Annotated in this window: 22 protein-coding genes and 2 pseudogenes; 12 read left to right on the top strand and 12 right to left on the bottom strand. The window is 59.5% G+C overall.

Annotation, left to right across the window (positions count from 1 at the left end; genetic code table 11):
• The first annotated feature begins 125 nt into the window (after positions 1-125).
• Positions 126-1,613, top strand: a complete 1,488-nt coding sequence (locus R5R33_RS03590) for a DUF4397 domain-containing protein (protein ID WP_318954682.1) — start codon at positions 126-128, stop codon at positions 1,611-1,613.
• Between the two features lie 67 nt (positions 1,614-1,680).
• On the opposite strand, the gene R5R33_RS03595 is transcribed toward R5R33_RS03590, so the two are convergent.
• The 3 genes from R5R33_RS03595 to R5R33_RS03605 form a co-directional block, all read right to left on the bottom strand.
• The gene (locus R5R33_RS03595) at positions 1,681-2,058 is read right to left on the bottom strand and encodes a hypothetical protein (protein WP_318954683.1); all 378 of its coding nucleotides are present in this window, start codon (positions 2,056-2,058) and stop codon (positions 1,681-1,683) included.
• A 7-nt stretch (positions 2,059-2,065) separates the two neighbouring features.
• Entirely contained in the window at positions 2,066-2,617 is a 552-nt protein-coding gene (locus tag R5R33_RS03600; RefSeq protein WP_318954684.1) for a flavodoxin, read from the bottom strand.
• A gap of 291 nt (positions 2,618-2,908) precedes the next feature.
• Positions 2,909-3,403 (bottom strand): Spy/CpxP family protein refolding chaperone, encoded by a 495-nt coding sequence (locus R5R33_RS03605; RefSeq protein WP_318954685.1) that lies wholly within the window; start codon positions 3,401-3,403, stop codon positions 2,909-2,911.
• 233 nt (positions 3,404-3,636) lie between these two features.
• Between R5R33_RS03605 and R5R33_RS03610 the strand changes: the two genes are divergently transcribed.
• From R5R33_RS03610 to R5R33_RS03620, 3 genes are all read left to right on the top strand, one after another.
• Entirely contained in the window at positions 3,637-4,341 is a 705-nt protein-coding gene (locus tag R5R33_RS03610) for a response regulator transcription factor (protein ID WP_318954686.1), read from the top strand.
• 4 nt (positions 4,342-4,345) lie between these two features.
• Complete coding sequence (locus tag R5R33_RS03615) at positions 4,346-5,719, top strand: ATP-binding protein (RefSeq protein WP_318954687.1); 1,374 nt, start codon at positions 4,346-4,348, stop codon at positions 5,717-5,719.
• A gap of 170 nt (positions 5,720-5,889) precedes the next feature.
• Positions 5,890-6,585, top strand: a complete 696-nt coding sequence (locus tag R5R33_RS03620; RefSeq protein WP_318954688.1) for an SRPBCC family protein — start codon at positions 5,890-5,892, stop codon at positions 6,583-6,585.
• Between the two features lie 311 nt (positions 6,586-6,896).
• On the opposite strand, the pseudogene rluB reads toward R5R33_RS03620, so the two are convergent.
• The 5 genes and pseudogenes from rluB to R5R33_RS03645 all read right to left on the bottom strand — a co-directional run.
• Positions 6,897-7,742: pseudogene (gene rluB / locus R5R33_RS03625) on the bottom strand (23S rRNA pseudouridine(2605) synthase RluB); the annotation flags it as partial.
• Positions 7,739-8,665, bottom strand: coding sequence for an SMC-Scp complex subunit ScpB (gene scpB / locus R5R33_RS03630; protein ID WP_318954689.1), 927 nt, complete (start codon positions 8,663-8,665; stop codon positions 7,739-7,741). The gene scpB and the pseudogene rluB, both read right to left, overlap by 4 nt.
• Before the next feature lie 317 nt (positions 8,666-8,982).
• Positions 8,983-9,912, bottom strand: a pseudogene (locus R5R33_RS03635) (segregation and condensation protein A); the annotation flags it as partial.
• 99 nt (positions 9,913-10,011) lie between these two features.
• Positions 10,012-10,635 (bottom strand): L-threonylcarbamoyladenylate synthase, encoded by a 624-nt coding sequence (locus R5R33_RS03640; RefSeq protein WP_318954690.1) that lies wholly within the window; start codon positions 10,633-10,635, stop codon positions 10,012-10,014.
• A gap of 23 nt (positions 10,636-10,658) precedes the next feature.
• A complete protein-coding gene (locus R5R33_RS03645; RefSeq protein WP_318954691.1) occupies positions 10,659-11,570 on the bottom strand; it encodes a PHP domain-containing protein in 912 nt (303 codons plus the stop codon).
• A gap of 309 nt (positions 11,571-11,879) precedes the next feature.
• Here R5R33_RS03645 and R5R33_RS03650 point away from each other — a divergent pair, with 309 nt between their 5' ends.
• The 8 genes from R5R33_RS03650 (at position 11,880) to R5R33_RS03685 (ending at position 18,411) form a co-directional block, all read left to right on the top strand.
• Positions 11,880-12,644, top strand: a complete 765-nt coding sequence (locus R5R33_RS03650) for a VC0807 family protein (protein WP_318954692.1) — start codon at positions 11,880-11,882, stop codon at positions 12,642-12,644.
• A 55-nt stretch (positions 12,645-12,699) separates the two neighbouring features.
• Positions 12,700-12,999, top strand: coding sequence for a YciI family protein (locus tag R5R33_RS03655; protein ID WP_318954693.1), 300 nt, complete (start codon positions 12,700-12,702; stop codon positions 12,997-12,999).
• Positions 13,000-13,097: 98 nt separating this feature from the next.
• A complete protein-coding gene (locus R5R33_RS03660; protein ID WP_318954694.1) occupies positions 13,098-13,781 on the top strand; it encodes a TIGR04211 family SH3 domain-containing protein in 684 nt (227 codons plus the stop codon).
• Between the two features lie 150 nt (positions 13,782-13,931).
• Positions 13,932-14,567 carry a peptidylprolyl isomerase gene (locus R5R33_RS03665; RefSeq protein WP_404810380.1) on the top strand — a complete coding sequence of 212 codons (636 nt, stop codon included), beginning with the start codon at positions 13,932-13,934 and terminating at the stop codon, positions 14,565-14,567.
• On the top strand, positions 14,564-15,319 hold the full coding sequence (locus R5R33_RS03670; protein ID WP_318954695.1) for a pyridoxine 5'-phosphate synthase: 756 nt from the start codon (positions 14,564-14,566) through the stop codon (positions 15,317-15,319). The genes R5R33_RS03665 and R5R33_RS03670 overlap by 4 nt, the downstream gene beginning before the upstream one ends.
• On the top strand, positions 15,320-16,234 hold the full coding sequence (locus tag R5R33_RS03675; RefSeq protein ID WP_318954696.1) for a Rossmann-like and DUF2520 domain-containing protein: 915 nt from the start codon (positions 15,320-15,322) through the stop codon (positions 16,232-16,234).
• Positions 16,231-17,001: a TrmH family RNA methyltransferase gene (locus tag R5R33_RS03680; RefSeq protein WP_318954697.1), complete on the top strand. Its 771-nt coding sequence runs from the start codon at positions 16,231-16,233 to the stop codon at positions 16,999-17,001. Before R5R33_RS03675 ends, R5R33_RS03680 begins: the two co-directional genes overlap by 4 nt.
• Positions 17,002-17,319: 318 nt before the next feature.
• Positions 17,320-18,411, top strand: coding sequence for an OmpA family protein (locus tag R5R33_RS03685; RefSeq protein WP_318954698.1), 1,092 nt, complete (start codon positions 17,320-17,322; stop codon positions 18,409-18,411).
• Positions 18,412-19,007: 596 nt separating this feature from the next.
• Here the strand turns inward: R5R33_RS03685 and R5R33_RS03690 are convergent.
• The 4 genes from R5R33_RS03690 to R5R33_RS03705 are packed head-to-tail and all read right to left on the bottom strand — an operon-like array spanning position 19,008 to position 23,480.
• Positions 19,008-20,021: an ABC transporter ATP-binding protein gene (locus tag R5R33_RS03690; RefSeq protein WP_318954699.1), complete on the bottom strand. Its 1,014-nt coding sequence runs from the start codon at positions 20,019-20,021 to the stop codon at positions 19,008-19,010.
• Complete coding sequence (locus R5R33_RS03695) at positions 20,021-21,556, bottom strand: ABC transporter permease (RefSeq protein WP_318954700.1); 1,536 nt, start codon at positions 21,554-21,556, stop codon at positions 20,021-20,023. Before R5R33_RS03695 ends, R5R33_RS03690 begins: the two co-directional genes overlap by 1 nt.
• On the bottom strand, positions 21,553-22,602 hold the full coding sequence (locus tag R5R33_RS03700) for a substrate-binding domain-containing protein (protein WP_318954701.1): 1,050 nt from the start codon (positions 22,600-22,602) through the stop codon (positions 21,553-21,555). The genes R5R33_RS03695 and R5R33_RS03700 overlap by 4 nt, the downstream gene beginning before the upstream one ends.
• Before the next feature lie 59 nt (positions 22,603-22,661).
• Positions 22,662-23,480: a hypothetical protein gene (locus R5R33_RS03705; RefSeq protein WP_318954702.1), complete on the bottom strand. Its 819-nt coding sequence runs from the start codon at positions 23,478-23,480 to the stop codon at positions 22,662-22,664.
• Positions 23,481-23,701 lie beyond the last annotated feature (221 nt).

A 23,701-nucleotide genomic window follows, 5' to 3' on the forward strand; every position in this document is an offset into this window, starting at 1 on the left:
TCTCTCCCTGCTCCCACCGTCTTTACACACACTTTTAAACAGTCTCAAAACACTTCTTGACGCCTGTTAAGCATATTGACTGCTAGGTTACGCGAGATTTTTTCGCATAATAATCCGGAGAAAATATGCTTTCTGATCACTGGAAAAAACCGTTCCTGGTATATGTGCTTCTTCTGTCGGGGTTGCTCACAGCCTGTTCCGACAGCGGGAGCAGTGATGACGAAGACGATGAGGACTCGGCACAGAATCCCATCATCGGCGCGTTCAATGCTGTACCTGACCTGGACAAAATTACCCTGTTCACTTCTGACGACGATGAGGAATACAGTTGGGGAACACTCTCATACGGTAGCAGCGTTACCTCCAGCACCTCCAAAGGCACACTGGGCGTGCGGGCGGAAGTGATTCTACCGACAGATGACACCACGGCCTGCGCGGGCGATGCGGATGAAAACGGAGTCAAAGACGATGACGAGTGCACGGAAATTGCCTCGACCTCGATTGCCGTCGCCAACGACACCGATTATCTGGTTGCGCTATACGGCAATTACGGAAACATCCAGTTTCTTCAGTACAGTAAACCGCTGCACGTTTTTGACACCGAAGATGAAGACGAAGATGGTGACGCAGAAGACGAAAACCTGGAAATCTGGTTTTTCCATCTGGCACAGGGACTCGGTAAGGTTGATGTATACCTTGAGGCGCCGGGGACCAATCTTTCTCCGGTTCAGGTAAAGGGCACACTCTCCCGTAAAGGTTCCTTCGACGGCCTGGTTGATGAGGGCGACTATGTCATCACCCTGACCGAGGTTGGCAACCCGGAGAACGTACTGTTTATTTCAGACTCGTTCACACTGAGCGCCCAGACTCGCGTTGGCTTTGCCATTCGCGACGGTGCCGGGGAAGGCACTTCCCCGGTTAAAGTCACCCTTTTCCGCGACCAGAACAAAACCCTGATCAATCGCAACGCGACTACAGAATTGCGCTTTGCCCATGCGGTGCCAGAAGGCGAGGATATCGATGTCTACATCGACGACGAATTTGAGCAGACGTTTGTCACTGGCCTGGCCTTCGAAAAAAACTCCGCTTATCGCGAAATCAGTAAAAGCCAGCTCACCAATCTGTCGGTGGATGTAACGCCCACTGCCAACCCCGGTGTATATCTCGCACGCAAAGAACTGGATCTGGCCCAGGGCGACCGCTCAACCTACTACTTCGTTGGCAAGTCTTACGACTGGAATGGTGTGAAGCTGACAGAAAATGTGCGGCGTCTGGCCACCCACGCCAAACTGCGACTGATCAATGGTTCCACCGCGTCCTATGATTACTATCTTGTCGACGGGGATGAAAATATTTCCTCACTTTATGCGGATGAGACTCTGGATTACCGGGAAAACAGCGGCTGGGTGACCTATAACCCGGGAACCTATAATCTGGTGGTCGCCCTGGACGGCACCGACACTGTTGTCTACTCCGCCAACATCCAGCTCGAGGCGAATGGTATTTACAATCTGGTGACCACCATAAATGCGGCAGATCCCAACGCTGCTGATGTGGTTTTCTTTGATGATTTCGCCAGTTCCGAAACTGGAGCCGAAGCTCAGGTTGAGTAAGGGATCAATCCAATAAAAAAACGCGGCTTAGAGCCGCGTTTTTTATCGATCTTTAACTGGTGCAGGATCAGTGCAGCCTGCCGTGGCGTGTCACCGCTGCGGGCGGCTCGTGCACGTCGTAGCCGTGCGCCATCACAAAATAGTACAGCACCTGCTCTTCGCCATCGGCCTCTGCCATCAGGTCGAAGATCACCTCATCTTTATCCCCGGGCGTAATACGCACAGAACTGACCAGATCCGGCTCGATAAACACCTCGCCAACGAGACGCTTGCCCTTTACCAGCTGCACCAGCAGCGTGTTGGGGTTCTCGTGGGTGAAGCGCCAGAAGAAATCGTCGTGGTCATAGAGAATGGAATCCGGCGTACCCGCGCGCAGAATGCAGTTGCAGTGATCCGCGAGCCAGGGCCAGAAGTCCTGCAGTGAAAGGGTATCGGGTTGGGACATGGCGACATCAATCCTCAAGCAGCGCAACACTGTCGGCGCCGCCTTCCAGGCCGAACTCTTCGGCAATCTGCTCGCACCAGTCGTTTAGACGCGCACAGGTCATCTCTTCCTGCTGGTCCTCGTCGATGGCGAGACCGACAAAAATATTCTGCCCGGGTACCTGAGCCTTGGAGGCCTCAAATTCGTAACCCGCGGTGGGCCAATGGCCGACGATGGTGGCTCCGCTGGCGACGATGACGTCGTGCAGCATACCCATGGCATCGAGGAAGTAATCGCCGTAGCCGAACTGGTCTCCCAGCCCAAACAGCGCCACGGTTTTGCCACTGAAATCGATTTCCTTGACGTCTTCCCAGAAATCTTCCCAATCAGACTGGATCTGGCCGAAGTCCCAGGTGGGGATGCCGAATATCAGCTGCTCATAACCCTGGATTTCGAGCTGGGTAACGTCGGCGATATCGTGCAGGTCTACCCGATCCTCGCCCAGGCGGGCAACGATGCGGTGGGCAATGCTTTCTGTGTTGCCTTCGTCACTTCCGTAAAACAGGCCGATCTTGCTCACACTCACTCCTCAACTGTCCGGGGCTTTCTGATCCGGGGCTCACTAAAACGGGTCCGGAGGTGGCCCGGTGGGCGGGCATTTTCCCAACAATAAGCAAGTACAGCAAGGCGCGAGGGAATGAAGCGGTAGGCTGGAAGGTAGGTACAAAAAAGCCCCTGCAAATACAGGGGCATCAAGGGATGGTCAGCCGGCTGTCGGGGTGGGGCCAGGGTTAGCCGCCGGCAGGCCAAGGATTTCTGACGTGAGGGGGAGATGTGCGGCCAGCACATGGTGCTGACCGGATAGACACAATCATTCTTCGCTCTGCTTGTCCTTCCAGCGCTGCATACGCTTCTCGTGACGCGCCTCGCGCTTGGCCTTGAGCTCTTCCAGCTTGGTCTTCTGCTCGGGCGTAAGAATGGCTTCAAACTGCAGACGCTGCTCGTGCATACCCTGCATCTTTTTCACTTCGAGCTGGCCGAGCTTTGTGCCCAGGCTGTCGAGGGTCGCCTGATCGGCACCGGACTCGATAGCATCGCGCAGCTGCTGGTGAACTTCGCGCATCGCTTCGCGATCCGCCTTGCGGGTTTCTTTGTTGGCCTCACGGTTGGCCTTCAGCTGGGCCAGCTGGCCTTCGGTCAGATCCAGCTCATCCGCCAGACGCTCAAACATGGGCCCCTTATCAAAATCGCCCATATGGTGACCGCGAGGGCCGTGGTCGCCATCGGGGAAGGCCATGACCATGCCGGAAGTGGCCAGCGCGCTGCCGATGATCAGACTACCTGCAAGTGCTTTCCATTTGTTCATAACATTCATCCTCTCAGTGATGGTGTATGGAGTTATCGCCAGGCGATAGGCTCTGTTTGGGTGTTTTCCGATTCGGTAAGTGCATACTAGGCTCCCCCACTGTAAACAGGGGATAAGTGCGGTAAACATTTGTTAAGAACGGTAAAACACGCAAAACCTTCCCCCTGTGCAGCATCGCCATGCGCATATAATCCCCTCACACCGAATGCTATGAAATGGATGACGGAGGCCCCATGAGCCATATCCTGCTGGTCGACGACGACACCGAACTCACCGAACTGCTGGAGGAGTTCCTGCGCGGAGAGGGTTTTGACGTAACCGTCGCCAACGACGGCGGCCGCGGCCTGGAGCTCGCTCGCAGCCAACCTTTCGATGCACTGGTCCTGGACGTGATGCTGCCGATCCACAATGGCTTTGATGTGCTGCGCAAGCTGCGGGAGGACGCCGCCAACCCCGGGCACTCGCTGCCGGTGGTGATGCTGACGGCCAAGGGCGATACCGTTGACCGAATTGTCGGCCTGGAAATGGGCGCCGACGATTACCTGCCCAAGCCCTGCAACCCGCGGGAACTGGCGGCGCGGCTGCGAGCCATATTGCGCCGTGGCCGCACCGAGGCGGGCAGCACAGAAGACAATCTCAGCAGTGGCCCGCTGCGCCTGCTGCCCCGTGAGCACCAGTGCCTCTGGGACAATCGGGGAGTAAATCTGACCGGCGCGGAATTTTCCGTACTGAAGGTACTGGTGGAACACGCCGGCGAGGTGGTCAGCAAGGAGGTGCTGACGGAGCAGGCCCTCGGGCGCAAACTCATGCCCTACGACCGCTCCATCGACGTGCATGTCAGCAACATTCGCAAGAAGCTGGCGGAACAGGGCGCCAGCCGTGAACTGATCATCAATATCCGCGGTGCCGGATATATGCTCACCGGCAGTCTGGGCTGAACCCATGAGCAGTCTTTTCGGCAGGGTCTTCCTCGGCGCCTGGCTCACCGCAGTGATCATGGTGCTGGCCGCGGTCTATATCACCCACTTTCGGGAATTCGGCGATCCGCGGCAAAAAGATCGCTGGGACGGCCCAGAGTTATATGGGGAAATTAACCACAACCTGCGGATTGCCCGGCGCACTGGCTCCGAGCACTTCACCCGCTGGCTGGAGCGGCAGCCGGAAAAGGTGCAGCAGCGGATCTACGCCATCGACAGCTATGGAATGGAGATACTTGGACGCCCCATTCCCCGGTCCATGGCCCCCATGTTCGCGTCCCTCAACTTCCGCAACCACGAAACCCGCGGAATGGTGGACAAGAAACCCAGCATAGGTTCCTTTATGCCACTGCGCGGCGGCGAGAGCCTGCGGGTGGTGTTTATCGCCGGCAAGAGCAAGGAAGAAATGTTACTGCGGTTTATCCTGCGCAGTTTCTGGCCGATTCTGGTCCTCACCACCCTGGCATCCGGTCTCGCCTGCTACCTGCTCGCCCGCTACCTGAGCAAGCCTCTGGACAATCTGCGCACCGCCACCAGGCGGGTGGCCGCCGGCGACCTCAGCTACCGGATATCCCCCACTATCGGCGGCCACAGCCGTGAACTGGGTGAGCTGGCAGCGGACTTCGACTCAATGACCGCACAACTGCAGGAATCCATGGCGGAACAGCGCCGTCTGATCAAGGACGTATCCCACGAACTGCGCTCACCGCTGGCGCGGCTGCAGGTGGCGCTGGGTATTGCACGACAGAAGAATATAGAGGCGCTCGACCCGGAGCTGGACAAGATCGGCAAGGCCGCGGATTACCTGGAAGACATCATTGGCGACATATTGTCGCTGCCAGTGAGTGGCGGCGACGAGCGCGCCCTGGACGATGTGGTAGAGATCAACAGCCTGCTCACCGCGCTGACCGACGACCTGAAGGACGAGGCAGCGGAAAAGCAGGTGCGTTTCGACGTGCGCAGCGACGACCACGAGCTGTTGGTGGCCACCCGCGGCAGTTCGCTGACCGCGGCACTGGAAAATATCCTGCGCAATGCCATCAAGTACAGCCCGGCGGGCGGCCACATATCTGTCCATGTGCGTCCGCAGGATCAATGCTGCGAAATACAGGTCACCGACAGTGGCAACGGCGTGCCGGAATCGGAGCTGGAAGCGATTTTCCGCCCCTTCTACCGCACCGACGAGGCGCGCAGTCGTGAAAGTGGCGGCTTCGGCCTTGGCCTCGCCATTGCCCAGCGCACCGTGGCACAGCACAGCGGCCGCATCCGCGCGTTCAACGCAGCCAATGCCGGCCTCGCTGTTTGTGTCACGCTGCCACTGCTGGATGCCAGTTTCTGAGTGGGTCGGACTTTTATCCCATTTTTAACCGCACTGGCGAAGCCACATACCAACAAGTACACTCGATAGCGATGTAAAACCCGGCGCCGGAGCTGCCCGCACAGTTCCGGCCCGCCCTGCCCGCAGGCAGACCGACAATAACGGGGTCATTGCAAAGGGGAACGAGTGCCATGCGCTGGTTACTGTACATTCTGGTTTTTCTCGCACTGCTGGTACTCGCCGGCTTTCTGTTTCCGCGGGTGGCGACCACCGAGCGCAGCGTCTATATCGCCGAGCCGCCGCAAGTGGTGTTTCCGCACCTGAACAACTTCCGCAACTTCAACCAGTGGTCCCCCTGGTACCAGCTGGATCCACAGGCCGAGTACACCTACGAGGGCTTTCCGGAAGGCAATGGCGCGGTGATGAAATGGCACAGCGACAATCCCAGCGTGGGTAATGGTTCCCAGACCATCACCGCCAGCGAACCTTACTCCCATATCGCCATGGATCTGGATTTTGGCGCTCAGGGCAAGGCGAAATCCGAATTCAAGCTGCAACCCCAGGGCAGTGGCACCAACGTGACCTGGTCCTTTTCCTCTGAAATGGGCGGCAGCCCGGTCGCCCGCTGGATGGGACTGTTGGTGGCGAAAATGGTGGGCAAGTCCTACGAAGAGGGGCTGCAGAAACTAAAGACCGTGGTGGAATCGCAAGACGGACCCGCAGGCTCTCCCAGCACCGAAGACGCGGTACCTGCGGGCCCAGGCACCATCGAGCCAGAGGAGATAGATCCGGGGATGGAAAACGAGATCATCGAGGAAGATGAGATCGAGGAACCGGATACGGACGGAGATGCTCTGGAAGAGTTCGAGAAAGAAGAACAGCCCTGAGCGCTAATACAGCGCCGCAACAAATACCCAATCAGAAAAGGCAGCCGCAGCTGCCTTTTCTTTTTTCAGGAAGTGAATTCACGCCGCTACTTGCGCGATCCCGGTCCCTGGCGAGAGCGCCCGCTGGTGCTGCGGGCACCGCCATTTTTCGCTGGTGTACCGCCTTTTGCAGGCCCTTTTTTCACCGGAGCGCCCTTGAGCGGAGCACCTTTAGCCTGTGTACCTTTCGCCGGTACGCCTTTTCCCGGTGCACTTTTTGCCGCTGCACTTTTGCCCGCCGTCGCGGTACCGGCTGCGGGTTTCAGCGGCGCACGGCTGGGCGCCGCCGTTGGCGCCTTGCGCAGCTTGCGCCGCTGACGCTGCAGATTCTCTTTTTCCGCCTGGGTCAGCGGGCGCTGGCCCAGCTTCGGCAATCCGGCGGTGATGCACAGATCGTCGATTTCCTTCGGTTCCATTTCGATCCACTGGCCCACACGCACGTGGGAGGGAATGAACACGCTGCCATAGCGCACGCGTTTCAGGCGGCTTACGCGCACCCCCTGGGACTCCCACAGGCGGCGCACCTCCCGGTTGCGCCCTTCCATCACCACACAGTAGAACCAGCGGTTGCTACCCTCACCGCCGCTCTCGACGATATCGGTGAAGCGGGCCTCACCGTCGTCCAGCATCACCCCTTTCACCAGGCGCTTCTTCATCTCATCGTCCACCTGGCCCTGGATACGCACCAGATATTCGCGGTCGATCACCGAAGAAGGATGCATCAGCTTGTTGGCCAGTTCACCGCTGTTGGTAAACAGCAGCAGGCCACTGGTGTTGAAGTCCAGTCGGCCGACGGAAATCCAGCGCCCACTGCCGAGCCGCGGCAGGCTGTCGTACACCGTGGGACGGCCTTCCGGGTCGTGGCGGGAACAGATTTCACCAATGGGTTTGTTGTACAGGATGACCCGCAGGCGGTTCTCATCACCGCCGGCAATGCGTTTGCCGTCGAACTCTACGCGGTCGTCGTCGGTTACCCGCTCGCCCAGTCCGGCCACTTCACCATTGACGGTGACGCGACCTGCTTCGATGGCCCGCTCCATTTCACGGCGCGAACCGAGGCCCGCCCGGGCCAGTACTTTTTGCAGTTTTTCGCCCGCTGGCGCTGCGTCTTGACTCATGAATTGAGATTTTCCGGGGATTTGTTGTCTTCTTCATCCAGGGCTTCAGGCTCTGGATGGTCTGGGGTTGCCAGCGCCGCAGCACCGGTCTCCGGGTCGATGTCGCCCCCATCGCTGTGCGGTTCAGCATCGTCTGCGCTCTCCACAGCTTCCGGGGCTTCAGTTTCTTCAGCGTAGCTTTCCGCCGCTGTATCGACCTCGGCTTCTATTTCAGTCTCTACCAGTTCGTTATCTAGTGCTTCCTTTTCCGATCCCACTTCAGGATCACTTTCGGTTTCCGCGACAGCATCGGCTTCTTCTGAAACCTGCTCCTCTGCGGACGCCTGCTCTGCCCCTTCATCATCGGTACCGCTAGGGTCGATACCCAGATCCAGGGCTGCAGTCAGGCTTTCAATATCGCGGATTTCCGCCAGTGTAGGCAGGTCATCCAGACTCTTCAGGTTGAAATAGTCGAGGAATTCGCGGGTGGTGGCATAGAGCGATGGTTTGCCAGGCACGTCCCGCTGCCCCACCACTTTGATCCAGCCGCGATCGGCGAGGCTGCGTACGATCTGGGAGCTGACCGCAACGCCGCGGATTTCCTCGATATCGCCGCGGGTAATCGGCTGGCGATAGGCAATGATGGCCAGGGTCTCCAGGGTCGCGCGGGAGTACCTCTGCGGTTTCTCTTCCCACAATTTGTTGACCCAGGGGGCCAGGTCTTCCGGTACCTGGAATCGCCAGCCACTGGCGACCTGACGCAGCTCATAGCCGCGCCCCTCACAGCGCTGACTGATCTGCTCCAGCGCTTCGCGCAGCTGGGTGCGCTCCGGCTGCTCATCTTCCTCAAACAGGGCGAGCAGGCGGTCTTCCGACATCGGCTGGGCCGCGGCCAGCAGCGCGCCTTCCACGATCCGGCAGAGTAATTCCGGGGTAATGCTCATGGTCTGGTGTTCACTCGCTTTCAGCTAAACAGCGACGGCGCTGCAGCCGTTTCTGCTTCTGTTTCGTGTTCTGCAGATTCGTGTTCTGCCGGTTCTTGTGGTGATTTCAGAGAGTCGCCCTCCGCGGTCTCGAAGAAATCCGCTTCAGTGCCACTTTTCACCGGCACTTCGCCCTCTTCCTCGCCGCCGAGGTCATCTTCTGCGTCCAAGTCATCGCGATCAAAGGCGGCTTCGTCGGCAAAGTCATCACTGGCAAAGTCGTCATCGCCAAAGTCACCATCGTCGGCAAGGTCGACGTCGTCGGATGGCTTCTGGACTTCCCCGCGGGAGCGCACGTGAATCGCGCCGAAGGCCTCGTTCTGCACCAGTTCCACCAGGGACTCCTTGACCAGCTCCATCACCGCCAGGAACGTCACTACCACACCCAGTCGGCCCTCTTCGACGCGAAACAGGGCGACGAAGGGCACAAACTGACGGTGGCGGATCTTGTCCAGCACCTGAGTCATACGCTCCCGGGTGGAGAGCTTTTCCCGCTCCACCTGGTGGCTTTCGAACATGTCGGCGCGGCGCAGTACGTCGGACAGGGCCAGCAGTACCTCTTTCAGGTCCACTTCCGGCTCCGGTCGAGTGAGCTTGCGATCCGGGCCGGTGGCGCTGGCCTGATGGATATCACGGCCCATGCGCGGCAGTTCGTCCATATCCTCTGCGGCGGTCTTGAAGCGCTCGTACTCCTGCAAACGGCGAATCAGCGCGGCGCGAGGGTCTTCCCCCTCCTCTTCCTCCGCCTCCGGCGGGCGCGGCAGCAACATGCGCGACTTGATCTCCGCCAGCATGGCGGCCATCACCAGATACTCCGCGGCGAGCTCAAAGCGCATGGAGGTCATCATTTCCACGTAGGACATGTACTGGCGGGTGATGTCGGCCACGTTGATCTCGAGGATGTCGAGATTCTGGCGGCGGATCAGGTACAGCAGCAGGTCCAGCGGCCCCTCAAAAGCTTCGAGAATGACTTCGAGGGCGTCCGGCGGGATATACAGATCGCTGGGCAGGTCGGTAAACGCCTTGCCCGCAACCATGGCAAAGGGCATCTCCCCCTGGCGGGGGCCGGCAGCCGCCTCGGCACCAGTGACCTGCTCTTGCGTATCCCCGGTTGCGGCGGGCTCCTCGTCGAGCAATTCCACCGTATAGGTAACGCTCACCGCAGGTGCTGCGTCCAAATCGGTCACAGCCGCTGCAGATTTCTCCACATCGACTTCGCCGGTCGCGACAGCGATCGTTTCTTCTATGTCGTCACTGGACACACTACAGTCCTAAGCCAAAACCAAACGGGCGATTATACATCAGCGTCAGCCGAGAATTTCATCAATTGCACCACAGCCCTGGCGCACCAGTACCGGTTCGTCGCCGGTCAGGTCCACCACGGTGGTGGCCTCAAGGCCACAGAAGCCGCCGTCGATAACCAATTCCACCTGGTGCTCCAGGATGTCGCGGATATCGTAGGGGTCGGTGAGCGGCTGGTCGTCGCCGGGCATAATCAGGCTGCAGCTCATCAATGGCTCGCCAAGAGCACTGATCAGCCCCTGCACGATAGCGTTGTCCGGCACCCGCAGGCCGATGGTCTTGCGCTTGGCATGCGCCAGACGCCGCGGCACTTCCGAGGTCGCGGGCATAATAAAGGTGTAGGGGCCCGGGGTATGGTTCTTCAGCAGGCGGAACATCTGGTTGTCCACCTTGGCGTAGTTGGCGAGCTCCGACAGGTCACGGCACATCAGGGTAAAGTTGTGGTCCTTGTCGAGCTGCCGCAGGACGCGAATGCGCTCCACCGCCATTTTTTCCCCCAGGCGGCAGCCGATGGCGTAGGCGGAGTCCGTAGGGAAAACGATCACGCCGCCGGAAGAAACGATTTCCGCAGCCTGATTGATCAGACGCGCCTGCGGGTTATCCGGATGAATCTGGAAGAACTGCGCCACTCTTACCCCCTGAAACAGATAAATCATTGATCTTGTGTGGCGCCAGTTTGCCACAGATTCCATACTGGCTCGACGCCCGCCGGCAGGCGCGCACTACCCAGTGCACGCCAGGGCTGGTCCGGCTGGTGAAAGTCGCTGCCGAGGGAGGCCAGCAGTCGCCCACCGGTACCTCCGACCTCGCCAACCCGCTCCAGCAGCGAGAGGATTTCCCGGGTCTGCACAGGGTTCTGCTGTCCGCACACCACTTCCACCGCATCGCCGCCCCCATCCTGGAATTCGCCCAACAGCGACTGCAAGCGGGTGCGGGTGAGACCGTACTTGAGGGGGTGAGCCAGCACCGCGGCACCGCCGGCGGCGTGGATACTGGCAATGGTGTCGACCATATCGGGCCACACCACCGCCACATCGCCGGCCTTGCCGGCACCGAGATAGCGCTTGAACGCCTTGGCTTCATCCGGCAGATGCCCGGCCTCCACCAGCCAGCGGGCAAAATGAGGGCGACCGATAACGCCATCTCCGGCATGCTGCCTGGCCCCCTCCAGGGCACCGGAAAAACCGCGTTTTTCCAGCCGCGCGCCGATCTCCACCGCGCGCGCGTGGCGCAACCTGTCGCGTGCCGCAATGGCATCGGCGATGGCGGTGGACGCCGGGTCTATATTGAGCCCGACGATATGCACCACACGCCGCCCCCAGCAGGCCGTGAGTTCGATACCCGGCAACAGGGTTACCCCCTCCTTCACCGCGGCGGCATGCGCTTCCGCGAAGCCCGCAACGGTGTCGTGGTCGGTGAGCGCCAACAGCGTCACACCTGCAGATTTCGCCCTCGACACCAGCGCTTCAGGGCTTAAAATACCGTCCGACGCGGTACTGTGGCAGTGCAGGTCTACCTGACCGGTTACTGTCTCATCGGTCAGCTGGGGTAGCGAGTGTGCCATTTCAGAGTCCATACTCAGCATTCATTGTTGGTTGTCCGCTGATTCGAAAACCGCGTTCTGGAAAGTGCGTAATTAATGGAACATTTCACCTGTTTCCCGGACTGTTTGCCAAAACAGTACCCGGCGATAACATTGAGGGAACTGTCGTGAAAAACCGCTGTCGTAGGTTCGATATTACGATTTCGACAGCCTATTGTTACGCACCGGACCGGCTCACCGGTTTCAGGGATAAGGCCCCGCGAACGGGGAACCACTATCGCCACTGACAGCTGTACCGTCAGCCAGCGGGCATTATCACCGGAACAGACAATGACTGATACCAAGCAAATCCATACCAGCCAGTCGGAGCAGACTCCGTTGGCGGCAGTAGACACCGACAAGTCAGAGACCAAGCCGCAGAAAGAGAGCCTGCTGGCCAATCTGCTGCTCAATATCATTATTCCCACGTTGATCCTGACCAAACTGTCCGGGGATAACTGGCTCGGAACCAAATGGGCCATTGTGGTCGCACTGGCATTTCCGCTGATCTACGGTCTGCGCGACCTGCAGCGCTCCGGCAAGGTGAACTTCTTCTCTGCCCTCGGCATCCTCAGCATCCTGCTGACCGGCGGTATGAGCCTGCTGGAGCTCGAAGCCAAGTACATTGCCATCAAGGAAGCGGCAATTCCGGGCCTGCTGGGCATCGCTACAATCGCCAGTATTTACACCCGCTGGCCACTGGTGCGCACCCTGGTCTACAACGACCGCATTCTCGATACTCGCAAGATTGCCCACAGCCTCGCAGCCCGCGGTACCGAAACCGCGTTTGACCGCACCCTGTTGCAGGCATCGTGGATGATTTCCGGGTCTTTTTTCCTTTCTTCAGCGCTGAATTACATCCTCGCGGAAGTGCTGCTGAAAAGCCCGCCCGGCACCGAAGCCTTCAATGAAGAACTGGGCAAAATGACCGCTCTCAGCTTTCCGGTAATCGCCCTGCCCGCCACCGTCATCCTGATGCTGGTGCTGGTATTCCTGTTTCGCCGCATCGGCAAACTGACGGGGCTGACACTGGAAGAAATCCTGGTACAGCAGTAATCGCGTCCTCACCTTTGAATTCATAAAAACAGAACACAGGAAACAGAATCCGCCTATGTGGTATGCCATCATCAGCCAGGACGTTGAAAACAGTCTGCCCCTGCGCCAGTCCGCCCGCCCGCAACATATCGCGCGTCTTAATGACCTCAAGGACCAGGGTCGCCTGCTGATTGCCGGTCCGCACCCGGCCATCGACAGTGAAGACCCCGGCGAGGCGGGATTTACCGGCAGTCTGGTGGTAGCGGATTTTGCGTCACTGGAGGATGCCAAAGCCTGGGCGGACGCCGACCCCTATGTGGCCGCAGGCGTTTACGCAGCGGTCACGGTCAAGCCCTACAAACTGGTTTTGCCCTGATCCAAATTCCCTGAACCAAAGGTGATACGGCGCTAGTGCCAATCGCCAATCGATTTACCGACACGATAACTATTATCCGTACCGATTTATCCCAGACCATGAACAAACTCTGTAACACCTTCGCCGCCGCCCTGATCGCTCTCGGCGCCAGCCACACCCAAGCCATCAGCTCCGACCGCTACATCACTGACCAGGTGCATGTGCCCATGCGCTCGGGCCAGGGCAATGAATTCCGCATCCTGCACAGCGGACTGCCGAGTGGCACCAAGCTGACCCTGCTGGAAGACTCTCCGGATACCGGTTGGGCCAGGGTGCGCACACCCGGCGGAGAAGAGGGTTGGGTGCGCCGCCAGTATCTCGAGAGCGAGCCGGTAGCGAAAATCAAATTGGCACAGGCAGAAGCGCGCCTGCAACATGTCGAGAGCCTGCAGGGGGATCTCGGCGGAGAAGTGCGCCGCCTGGAAGATACCAACAACAAACTGAGCGCCGATCTGCAGGCCACTCAGGAGCGTGCCGATACCCTGGCGCGGGAACTGAAAGAGCTGAAATCCCTGTCTGCGGATGCCGTGGCCCTTAACCAGCGCCATCAAAAACTGCTCAATCAGCACGAGCTGCTGAAACAACAGCAGACCATGGACAAGGCCGAAATCCAACGCCTGGCCAGCAGCGAAACCCGCAAGTGGTACATGTACGGCGCACTCTCCGTACTGATGGGCGCGTTCCTGGCAATGATTGCGCCGCACTTCCGCCCGCGCAAGCGACACTCCGAGTGGGCCAACTGATTCCCACCCCTATGTTCCCGTCCCCATGAGCAGCGGTTAGAATCCCAAAACCGGCTCACAAGGCCCGGTCAGCGACCGGGCCTTTTTGTTTTGGCGGCCACAAATTCAAAAAATCTGCACAGAAAAAATAGTTATACAGGGATTACCGATATGAAACGCCTGTCGATGCTCCAATCACTCGCCGCCACACTGCTGCTCTGCCTGTCTGGATTTGCTGCAGCCCTCAGTGAAAACCCCCGGGTCGTATTGGAAACCGATCTCGGTAACGTGGAGCTGGTGCTGTACGCGGACAAGGCGCCGAAGACCGTGGAGAATTTCCTCGCCTACATCGACAGCGGCTTTTATAACGGCACCATCTTCCATCGCGTCATTCCCGGCTTTATGGCCCAGGGTGGAGGCTACACCTTCGATTTCCAGGAAAAGCCCACGCTCGAACCGGTGATAAACGAATCGGCCAACGGCCTTTCCAATGCTCGCGGCACCATTGCCATGGCGCGCACCAATGATCCCGACAGCGCCACCTCCCAGTTCTTTATCAATCTGGTGGACAACAGCCGCCTCGACGGCAGCGCCGCAAAACCCGGTTACACCGTATTTGGCAAGGTACTGCTGGGCATGAGTGTGGTGCAGCAGATCGCCGCCGAGCCCCGCGGCCAATATGCCAGCTTCCCCGATGCCCCCAACACCCCAGTGCGTATACTGAAAGCCAGACGGGTTGACGGCGGCAACGACGCTGCCGCCAACGCCAACAGCGAAACCGACAGCACCGGAGGCAACAGCCAGTGATTGCTCTCAGCGTCAATCTCAACAAGATCGCCCTGATCCGCAATTCCCGCGAAGGCAACTACCCGGATGTGGTCGCCCACGGTCGCACCTGCCTCGACGCAGGTGCGCACGGAATCACCGTGCATCCGCGCCCCGACCAGCGGCATATTCGCCCACAGGACGTGCGCGATCTCTCCACCCTGTGCGCCAGCCGCAAGGTCGAATTCAATGTCGAGGGCAACCCTTTTGCGGGCGTCATGGGCAGCTACCCCGGATTGCTGCCACTGGTACTGGAAACCCGCCCACAACAGTGCACCCTGGTGCCGGATAGCGATGACCAGCTCACCTCCGATCACGGCTTTGACCTGACCCGCGACGGTGCGCGACTTGAGCCCATCATCCGCCAACTGCGCGACGCAGGAATTCGCGTCAGCCTGTTTATGGACCCAGACAAGACCCAGATCGGCCTCGCCAAAGAAGTGGGAGCGGATCGCATCGAACTCTACACCGGCCCCTACGCAGAGGCGGTGAGCCGGCAGAGTCCGGAACTGGAAAGCATTTTCGCCGCCCACTGCGCCGCCGCTGAGCACGCCCTGTACCTGGGGCTCGGCGTGAATGCCGGACACGACCTGAACCTGATCAACCTGCCCCGCTATCGCACCCTGCCGGGCCTGCAGGAAGTCTCCATCGGCCACGCACTGACCGTCGACGCCATCAGCATGGGCATGGCCAATGCGGTAGCGGCCTACGTCAACTGCCTGGCGGGCAAGTAATTGCAGGCGCCGGAAATTCCCACCCTGAATATCATTGGCGCCGGCCACCTCGGCCGCACCCTGGCGTGCCTGTGGCACCGACGCGGGGTGTTTGCCATCGGCGGCATCTGCAACCGCAGCGTCGAGAGCAGTGCCGCGGCGCGGGAATTTATTGGCGCCGGTACCGCCGCCGAAAGCCTTGATACCATGCCACCGGCAGGCCTCTGGCTAATCGCGGTGCCCGATGACCAGATTGTCAGCACCGCGCAAAAACTTGCATCGTATTTGCCTTCGGACCGACAAACGCTGGTGTTCCACTGCAGCGGCGCCCTGCCCGCCAGTGCGCTTGCCTCCTGCACACACGCAACCCTTGCGAGCGCGCACCCGGTACACAGTTTTGCCGACCCGCAGCGTTCGCTGGAGGACTTACCGGGTGCAACCGTGGCCCTGGAGGGGGACATTGACGGCATGCAGCGGTTAGAGTCCGCCTTCCGCGCCCTGGATTGCCCCTGCATTCCCCTTAGCCCGGAACAGAAGGTGCTGTACCACACTGGCTCGGTGATGGCCTGCAACTACCTCACCGTATTGCTGGACCTCAGCTTGCAGACGTTCGCCGCCGCCGGCATCGACGGCGCAACCGCAAAGCAGCTGCTGGCGCCCATCGTGTTGCAGACTGCCAACAACAATTTCGCCCTCGGTCCCGAGCGCGCCCTCACCGGCCCACTGGTGCGTGGGGACGTCGAGACCGTGACACGCCAGCTCCAGACCCTGGAAAAACTGGCGCAAATTAACCCCGGTACCGCCGCACTGGCAGAGACCTATCGCACCCTCGGAAAGGCGGCACTGCCACTGGCAAAACGCGCCGGTCTGAGCGACACTGCGCGCCGCCAAATGTCCGACCTCCTCACCGCCAATCCCGACGACAAAGTATCGTGACCGACTCCCCCGAATACCTGAAAAAACGCGCATTCTTTGACAGCCTGCTCACCATCTACGGACGCAAGCCGGTGCTTGAAGCGCTGGAAGACAGCAGCCTGCCAGTGCACAAGCTGCATCTGGCCGACAGCAATCGCAAGGATCAGCTGATCAGCCGTATCGAGCAGCTGGCGGCGGAGCGGCAGATTGAAATCGCGCACTGCGACAGAAAGGCACTCTCGCGCATTTCCAAAAATGCCAAGCAGGATCAGGGCGTGGCGCTGGATCTGGCGCTGCCCAAATACGGTGACGCGGAAACCTTCCTCAAGGAAAACCGCAAACAGCATTATGAATTACTGGCCCTGGACGGCATCACCAACCCGCAGAATCTGGGTATGATCATCCGCTCTGCCTGCGCCGGTGGTATCGACGGCCTGATCCTGCCGCGCAAGGGCTGCGCGCAGATCGACCCGCTGGTGATCAAGGCCAGCGTTGGCACTTTGTTCAAAACCAGAATTCTGCGCTGCGACCAGCTGGCGCCGGTGCTGAAAAAATTCTCTGAACAGGGTGCGCGCGTGTGCGCCCTCTCCTCTCACGCCAGCGATACCCTCCGCACCATCGACGACCGGGAACCGACCATTTTCGTGCTCGGCAACGAAACCCACGGCGTGAGCCCCGCGGTAGAAAACGCGTGCACCCATCGCCTGCGCATCCCGATGCAAAATGGTGTTGAAAGCCTGAACGTCGCCATTACCGCCGCGCTGATCAGTTTTCGACACCAGTACTAAGCGCTGCGCCGGTGGGAATTTCCGCCGCTCAGCCGCTCCTATCGCGACAATCTCAGCAACAGAAAAATTCACGCGCCATTAATTGCATTTTTCGGCGCGCAACCGCTGGAAAAGTCGCCGAGATCAACTAATAAGTAACGGGTATAACAACGGATTATCCAATCCGGTCATGAAAGTTGTGCGCAAGTACCAACTCGGTCAATTCGCTCGCACGAAATTCCAGTTTTTGACACGCGCTTCAGACTCCAAGCTGAAAAATCAAAGCACCGAATGAATAAACCTAAACATCCAAGGATGCTATTTATGCCTTTGAATTCCATGCCAATCAAAATAACACTGGGCGTCGCACTGGCCGCCTCCCTGGTCGCCAGCGCTCAGGTGATGGCACAGGAAGACCGCTACGTCGACGTTATGCCATTCCTCACCCGCGTCGACTCGGAACGCAATACCGAACGCCAGGCCGGCGGCCTGCGCGCACTCTACGGTTTTCAATCCAGCGGCAACTGGTTTACAGAAGTGCAGCTTTTCGGCACCCAGCTGAACGATGACGACAACAACTTCCTGCCACCCGCGACGGTGCCGGACCCCTATGTCTATACCGGCCAGCTGGTCCCCAGCAGTGATAACGACCTGACCGGTCTCGGCGTCGACGTCGTCTACAGCTTTGGTGGGCGCAACGGTTATACACCCTTCGTGCTCGGCGGCTGGGGTGCGTCCAACAACAGCACCAAATTCGACTATGGCCTGCAGGAAACCAATGCCTTCATCAACGTCGGCGCGGGCTTTACCACCGGCGCCATCAGTGAAAGCGGGCTAAAAATCCGCGCGGAAGTGCGCTACCTGCGCGACTTCTTTGCCAATGATTTTAACGACTGGCAATTTGGCTTTGGCCTCAGTATCCCGCTGAGCCAGCCGCCCGCACCCGCCCCGGTGGTAGTGGCTCCACCGCCCGAACCCGAGCCGGAAATAGTAAATAAAGACAGTGATGGTGATGGCGTACTGGATCAGAACGATCGCTGCCCCAATACCCTGGCGGGCGCCAAGGTGGACGAGTATGGCTGTGTGATCAAAGACCAGACCATAACCCTGGAAAACATCCAGTTCGAGTTCAACTCGGCCAAACTTACCCCACGTGCGGAGACCTCCCTGAACAAGGTGGTGCAGTCCCTGCGCGACCAGCCCAACACCCAGGTGGAAGTGGCCGGCCATACCGATAGCCAGGGTAACGACAGCTACAACTTGCGCCTTTCCGGCCTGCGCGCGGAATCTGTGCGACGCTACCTGGTCGAACATGGTATCGACGCCGCCCGCATCACCGCCCGCGGCTACGGGGAAACCCAGCCCGTCGCCTCCAATGCAACGGATGCGGGGCGGGCCCAAAACCGCCGAGTGGAACTCACCTTCCGCTGAGTCAGGCCAATTCTTCCGGAGGTGGTGCCTGCAACGGGCGAAAGTCACTTCCGGAGGGAAAAACCAGAATGACCTGGGGGCAAAAACTCCCGGGTAGCACAAAAGCCGGCACACGCCGGCTTTTTTTATTCACAATCCACAGAATCTGTGGATATGTCTGTGAGCAACCAACGGGAAAACGCCGCCAGCCCCCATCATCTGGTGAGATCTCGGAGTGAAGAAAATTTAACCAAAAACATTTTTTCCTTATAAATCAGAAACTTGCAATTAACTTCAAAACAACCTTGACAAATTTCGGTTGTAACTGAAGCGTAAGATTCGTTCACCCTTCGCTGTGGAAAGCTTTTTCGCATAGCCCTTATGGGCTACTGAATTTAGTGCCAGAAGCAGGAGAAGTGGTGGCAGATGGCGGATTGCACAGCAATAGGACAGGACTTGCACACAGCCTGTGCGTGCGCACTAGCCTGGCGCCCTGGCTGACCAATCAGCCGGAGAACACATCGGCACACCGACGTGAAATTGAACGCGGTAGAGGGGGGCAGGAGCGGGCAATCACAACCCGCTCCGAACAGCTTGCCTGGATGACGGCAGCAGGCTCAGCGCTTGCGGGCAAACGCCGCCAGCGGGTGTGTGGTCGTGATGGCCATCTGTACCCGGTCGCCGGGTTTGCCGTGCACTTCGTGACTGGTCCTTACCCGCAGCTGGGCGCCCCCCTCCACCGTCACCGCGTAGAGGCGGGAGCAGCCCTCGTAGCGCACCCAGTCGATCACGCCATTGCCGATGGCGGACGGCACCAGCGAAAGGTCGTCTGGACGCAAAAGCAGGTCCACCTCTCCTTCGGCAGCATCGATTGGAATTGCGGGCGCCGGGCCGAGTACGGTGGACACCTGGTGCCCGTGCAACTCGCCGGGAAGGAAGCTAGCCTCGCCGAGAAAGCCGGCCACAAAACGGCTGGCGGGCTCGGCGAAACACATTTCGGGGGTATCGAGCTGTTCGAGCACGCCGCCATTGAGGATACCGACGCGATCGCCTACGGAGAGCGCCTCTTCCTGATCGTGGGTCACCCAGATAGCGGGGACACCGGCAGCCTTGAGGGCCTCGCGGATCTCCCAGCGCAGATTGTCTTTGAGAGCCGCGTCCAGGTTCGACAGGGGCTCATCCAACAGCACGAACGCCGGCTCGTGGGCCAGGGTCCGCGCCAGCGCCACCCGCTGTTTCTGCCCGCCGGACAGGCGTGCAGGTTTCGCATGGCGGAACTTGTCCAGCCCCAACAGGTTCAGCCAGTGGTCCGCCAGTGCGGTATTGGTCAGGCGGAAGCAGACGTTCTGCTCTACCGTAAGATGCGGAAACAGTGCGAAGTCCTGGAACACCATGCCCACATTGCGCTTTTCCGGCGGCACTGGTTTTTTCGCGCTGGCACACCAGTTTCCCAGCGCAATCTCCCCCTCGGAAATGGGGATCAGCCCCGCCAGCGCCTGCAGAATCGTAGTTTTGCCACAGCCAGTGGGGCCCACCAGCATCAGGACTTCATCCTCCGCCAGAGCCAGATTCAGATTTTTCACGACGGCGGTGGTGCCGTAATGTACCGACAGATTGCTAACCTTCAGCATCAGGAATGTGGGGTCTCAGTAACATCAAATTCGGCCCGGCGCTCGCCGGACAACATCAGCGCGAGCCCCAGTGCGGACATCAGCACCAGCAGCAAGCCGGGAATGGCGGCGCGACCAAAATACCCCGCTTCGTACACCCGCCACAAGTAGGTGGCCAGGGTTTCAAAACCGGTGGGGCCCAGCATCAAAGTCGCCGGCAGTTCGCGCATGGCTTCGAGAAACACCAGAGCGGCACCGGCCACCATGCCGCGCACCGTGAGCGGCAATGTAATGCGCTGGAAAGCCTCGCGGGGACTCGCCCCCAGAACTCGCGCCGCCCTCACCAGACTCGGGTCCAGCCCCTCAGCCGTGGAACGCACCGAGCTCACCGCCAGCGGCAGGAAACGCAGCACGTAAGCGAGCACCAACAATCCCAGGGTCTGGTACAGGAACGGCAGCTGCAGGCCGACATAAACCAGCGCCGTGCCCATCACGATGCCGGGCACACCAAACCCGAAATAGGTCATGCGCTCCATCAGGCGCCCGGCGCGACCGGCAATCGCCGCGTGCGCCACCGGAACCGCCAGCACCACCGCGAAAATCGCCGCCAGGAATGAGGCGTGCGCGGAATTCCATGCGTAACTAAACTCGAACCCCTCGGTGCCCTCACGGGCCAGCCAGATCCCAAACACGCCCAGCGGCAGCATAATGGCCAGCACCAAAATCGGCACCACCGACAGCGCGATCGCCAATTGCTGCCCCCGCCCCGGCCAGATGGTGAGATGGCGCCCGGGTCTTTCGCGGCTGCCGCGCACCCGGGATTCCAGAAACAGCACCAGGCCGACAATCACCAGTAACTGCAGCGACAGCATCGCCGCCTGGCTCAGGCCAAATGCGTTGTACTCGACAAAAATCACACGGGTGAAAGTATCCAGGCGCATGATTGCCGGGGTACCGAAATCCGACAGGGTGTACAGCGCCACTAACAAACCGCCAGCGGCGATACCGGTAACGACGCGAGGCAGTACCACCCGCCACAGGCTCACGCCGAGGGTCATACCCAGGGTGCGGGCCGCATTTACCAGGCTGGCATCCAGGCTGAGCAGTGAGGCCCGGGTAGTGAGCATCACGAACGGATAGGAATAGAGGATCATCACCAGGGTCGCGCCGGGCAGCCCATCGACGGATGGTACCGGCAGGCCCAGCAAATTCTCGATCTCCCCGCCGCGACCGAATGCCGCGTAGAGGGTAAAGGCACCGATATAGCTGGGAATCGCCAATGGGGCGGCCAGCAGAATCAGCCACAGCCTGCGCCACGGCATCTGCACATAGGCCGTCAGCAGCGCCAGCGGAACACCGATCACAACCGACCCGAGCACGGTGAACAGCATCAACAGCAGCGTGTTGCTGAGAACCGTGAGGTTGTGTGCATCAAACAACTGCACCTCATCCGAGGCGAGACCGAACAGTACACCCACCGGCACCAGCGCCATCAGTGCAATGACCAGGGCCAGCGGATAGGACGCCGGCCAGCGCAGCAGAGAACTTGGCGTCATAGAACGCCGACGCTGCGCATCAGGTTGAGTGTCGGGCGCAGGTCAGCCAACTGGGTGAGATCCACCTTCGGCGGAGAAACACTGCTGAGGGGCACCAGGCCTTCCGGCGGCTTCACGCCACTGACCAGCGGTATTTCAAAGGCTTCGGTAGCGAGGTACGACTGCACTTCCCGGGACAGCAGGTAGCGGATGAAATTGATCGGCAGATCGCCCTGGCTCAGCGCTACCACTCCGCCCGCATTGACCAGGCAGCCGGCGTCGTTTTTGGTGAACGCCAGATCTACCTTGGCATCGGGTTTGCCGCTCTTCAGGCGCAGGGTGTAATAGTGATTGGCGAGGCCAACATCCACTTCGCCCCGCTCCACCCCCATCACCACGCCCAGCTCGCCGGCGTAGGTCTTGGCACGCCGGTTAACACCACGCAGCCAGTCGGCCGTGGCCTTGTCCCCTTCCAGCAGGCGCATGGCCGTCAGGAATGACTGGAAAGCAGCATAAGCGGGCGCCCAGCCCACGGACAGATTGCTGTCGGGCAGCGCCATGATGCTGTCTGGAATCTGATCGGCGGTGAAGCGGCCGGTATAGTAAGGCAGGGTACGAATACGACCGGTGACCGGTGCCCACTGGGGATACTGGAAGCCCGGCATGAGCTGCCCAGTAAGATTTGCCGGCAGCGCGCGCGCGAGCCCCGCATCCGCCACCTGACCGACGGCACCGGAGTCAACCGCCCAGAACAGATCGGCACGGCGCACTCCGGCCTTGGCCTCGGCCACAATGGTATTGGCCAGGGCAGAGGTAACACCGCGGCGGATTTTCAGGTTCAGCTTTGGATTGCGCTTCTCGATTGCCGCGAGGACATTTTCATAGAGCCCTCCCTCCCCGGTTCCCAGATAGAGGGTCAGATCCCCCTCCAGTTTGGGCAATTGCTCTACGGAGACGGCGTTTTCCACGGAGTTGGCCATGGGACTCGCAGCCAGAGCGCGGGCTGCCGGCAGACAACCCAGCGCGCCAACCGCAGCCAAGCTATGCAAAAAAGCTCTGCGCTGCACGGTTATTCCTTACTGAATATAAAGAGCGGAACCGGCAACATACCGATGCCGGCAATTCCTTAAAATACGTCTTTACGTTTCTTTTCTGCTTCCTGCAGCAGGCTTTTCGCCTTGTCCAGTTTGGCCTGCATGGATTCCACCACCTTGCGCACATCGTCCACGCTGGTTTTGCTGTTAAGCGCCTGGGGCAGAGTCACGTTGAAATCTTTTTCCAGGTCTTCCACCAGCGCGGCGTCCTGTTCGATCAGCGCACCTTCAACGCCTTCAAATCGGTGCAGATAGGTGTCGTGCACGATGGAAGTCGCTGCATCTGGCAGTTTTTCCGCGTACTTGGCCACCACGCGATCCAGGCGGTGTTTGATGTCGTCCAGTATCTCCGGCATGGTGGTGGGTTCAACTTCGGTGGTCTGCACCTTGGCCAGCAGTCCCTTTTCCTGATACTGAGAGGCGAGCTTCACCGCCCCCAGTCCCTGCCACAGGGCCTGGTTCAGCTTGGCTTGTTCCTCGCGCACCTTGGCAATGGGGGCGCCGGCTTCAATGGCCTGCTTCACACCGAAGATGCCCTGCCAGATACTGGCGTATACCGGCACATAGTTGGTTTCGATGGCGGAGTGGAAATCAACACCTTCCCAGTATTCCACCATAACTTTGGTGTCGGTGGCCTTCTGCCCTTTCTTCTCGTAGGTGTCGACCACTTCGCCAAATTTTGCGACCAGCCAGTTCACCTCCTCGGAATAAGAATTCAGGTGCCCCTTAAGATCATTCACGTGGTCGCCGATAGCGCCATTGGCGGATACCTGACCGGCCACCAACACTGCACACAGGCCAATAGCGAGGCCCAGCACGCGATGTTTCCGTACACGGTTTAGAGATTGCATAGTCACTCCTGATATCTGACTCACGCAAATGATACTTATTATCAAAAACTAGTAAAGCACCATTGTATTAAGCAGTGTTAACGCCTCGCTATCCACGCCCACATGAGCGTCAGGCCATACAGATACCGCAGGGCTGACGGGAATTTCCGGGAAACTGGATCAGTGGGCTTTTGTTACTGCGAGTGCTGGAGGAAACGATAATCTATTCACCATTTCCAATG

Source organism: Microbulbifer pacificus (assembly GCF_033723955.1).
Classification (GTDB): Bacteria; Pseudomonadota; Gammaproteobacteria; order Pseudomonadales; family Cellvibrionaceae; genus Microbulbifer; species Microbulbifer pacificus.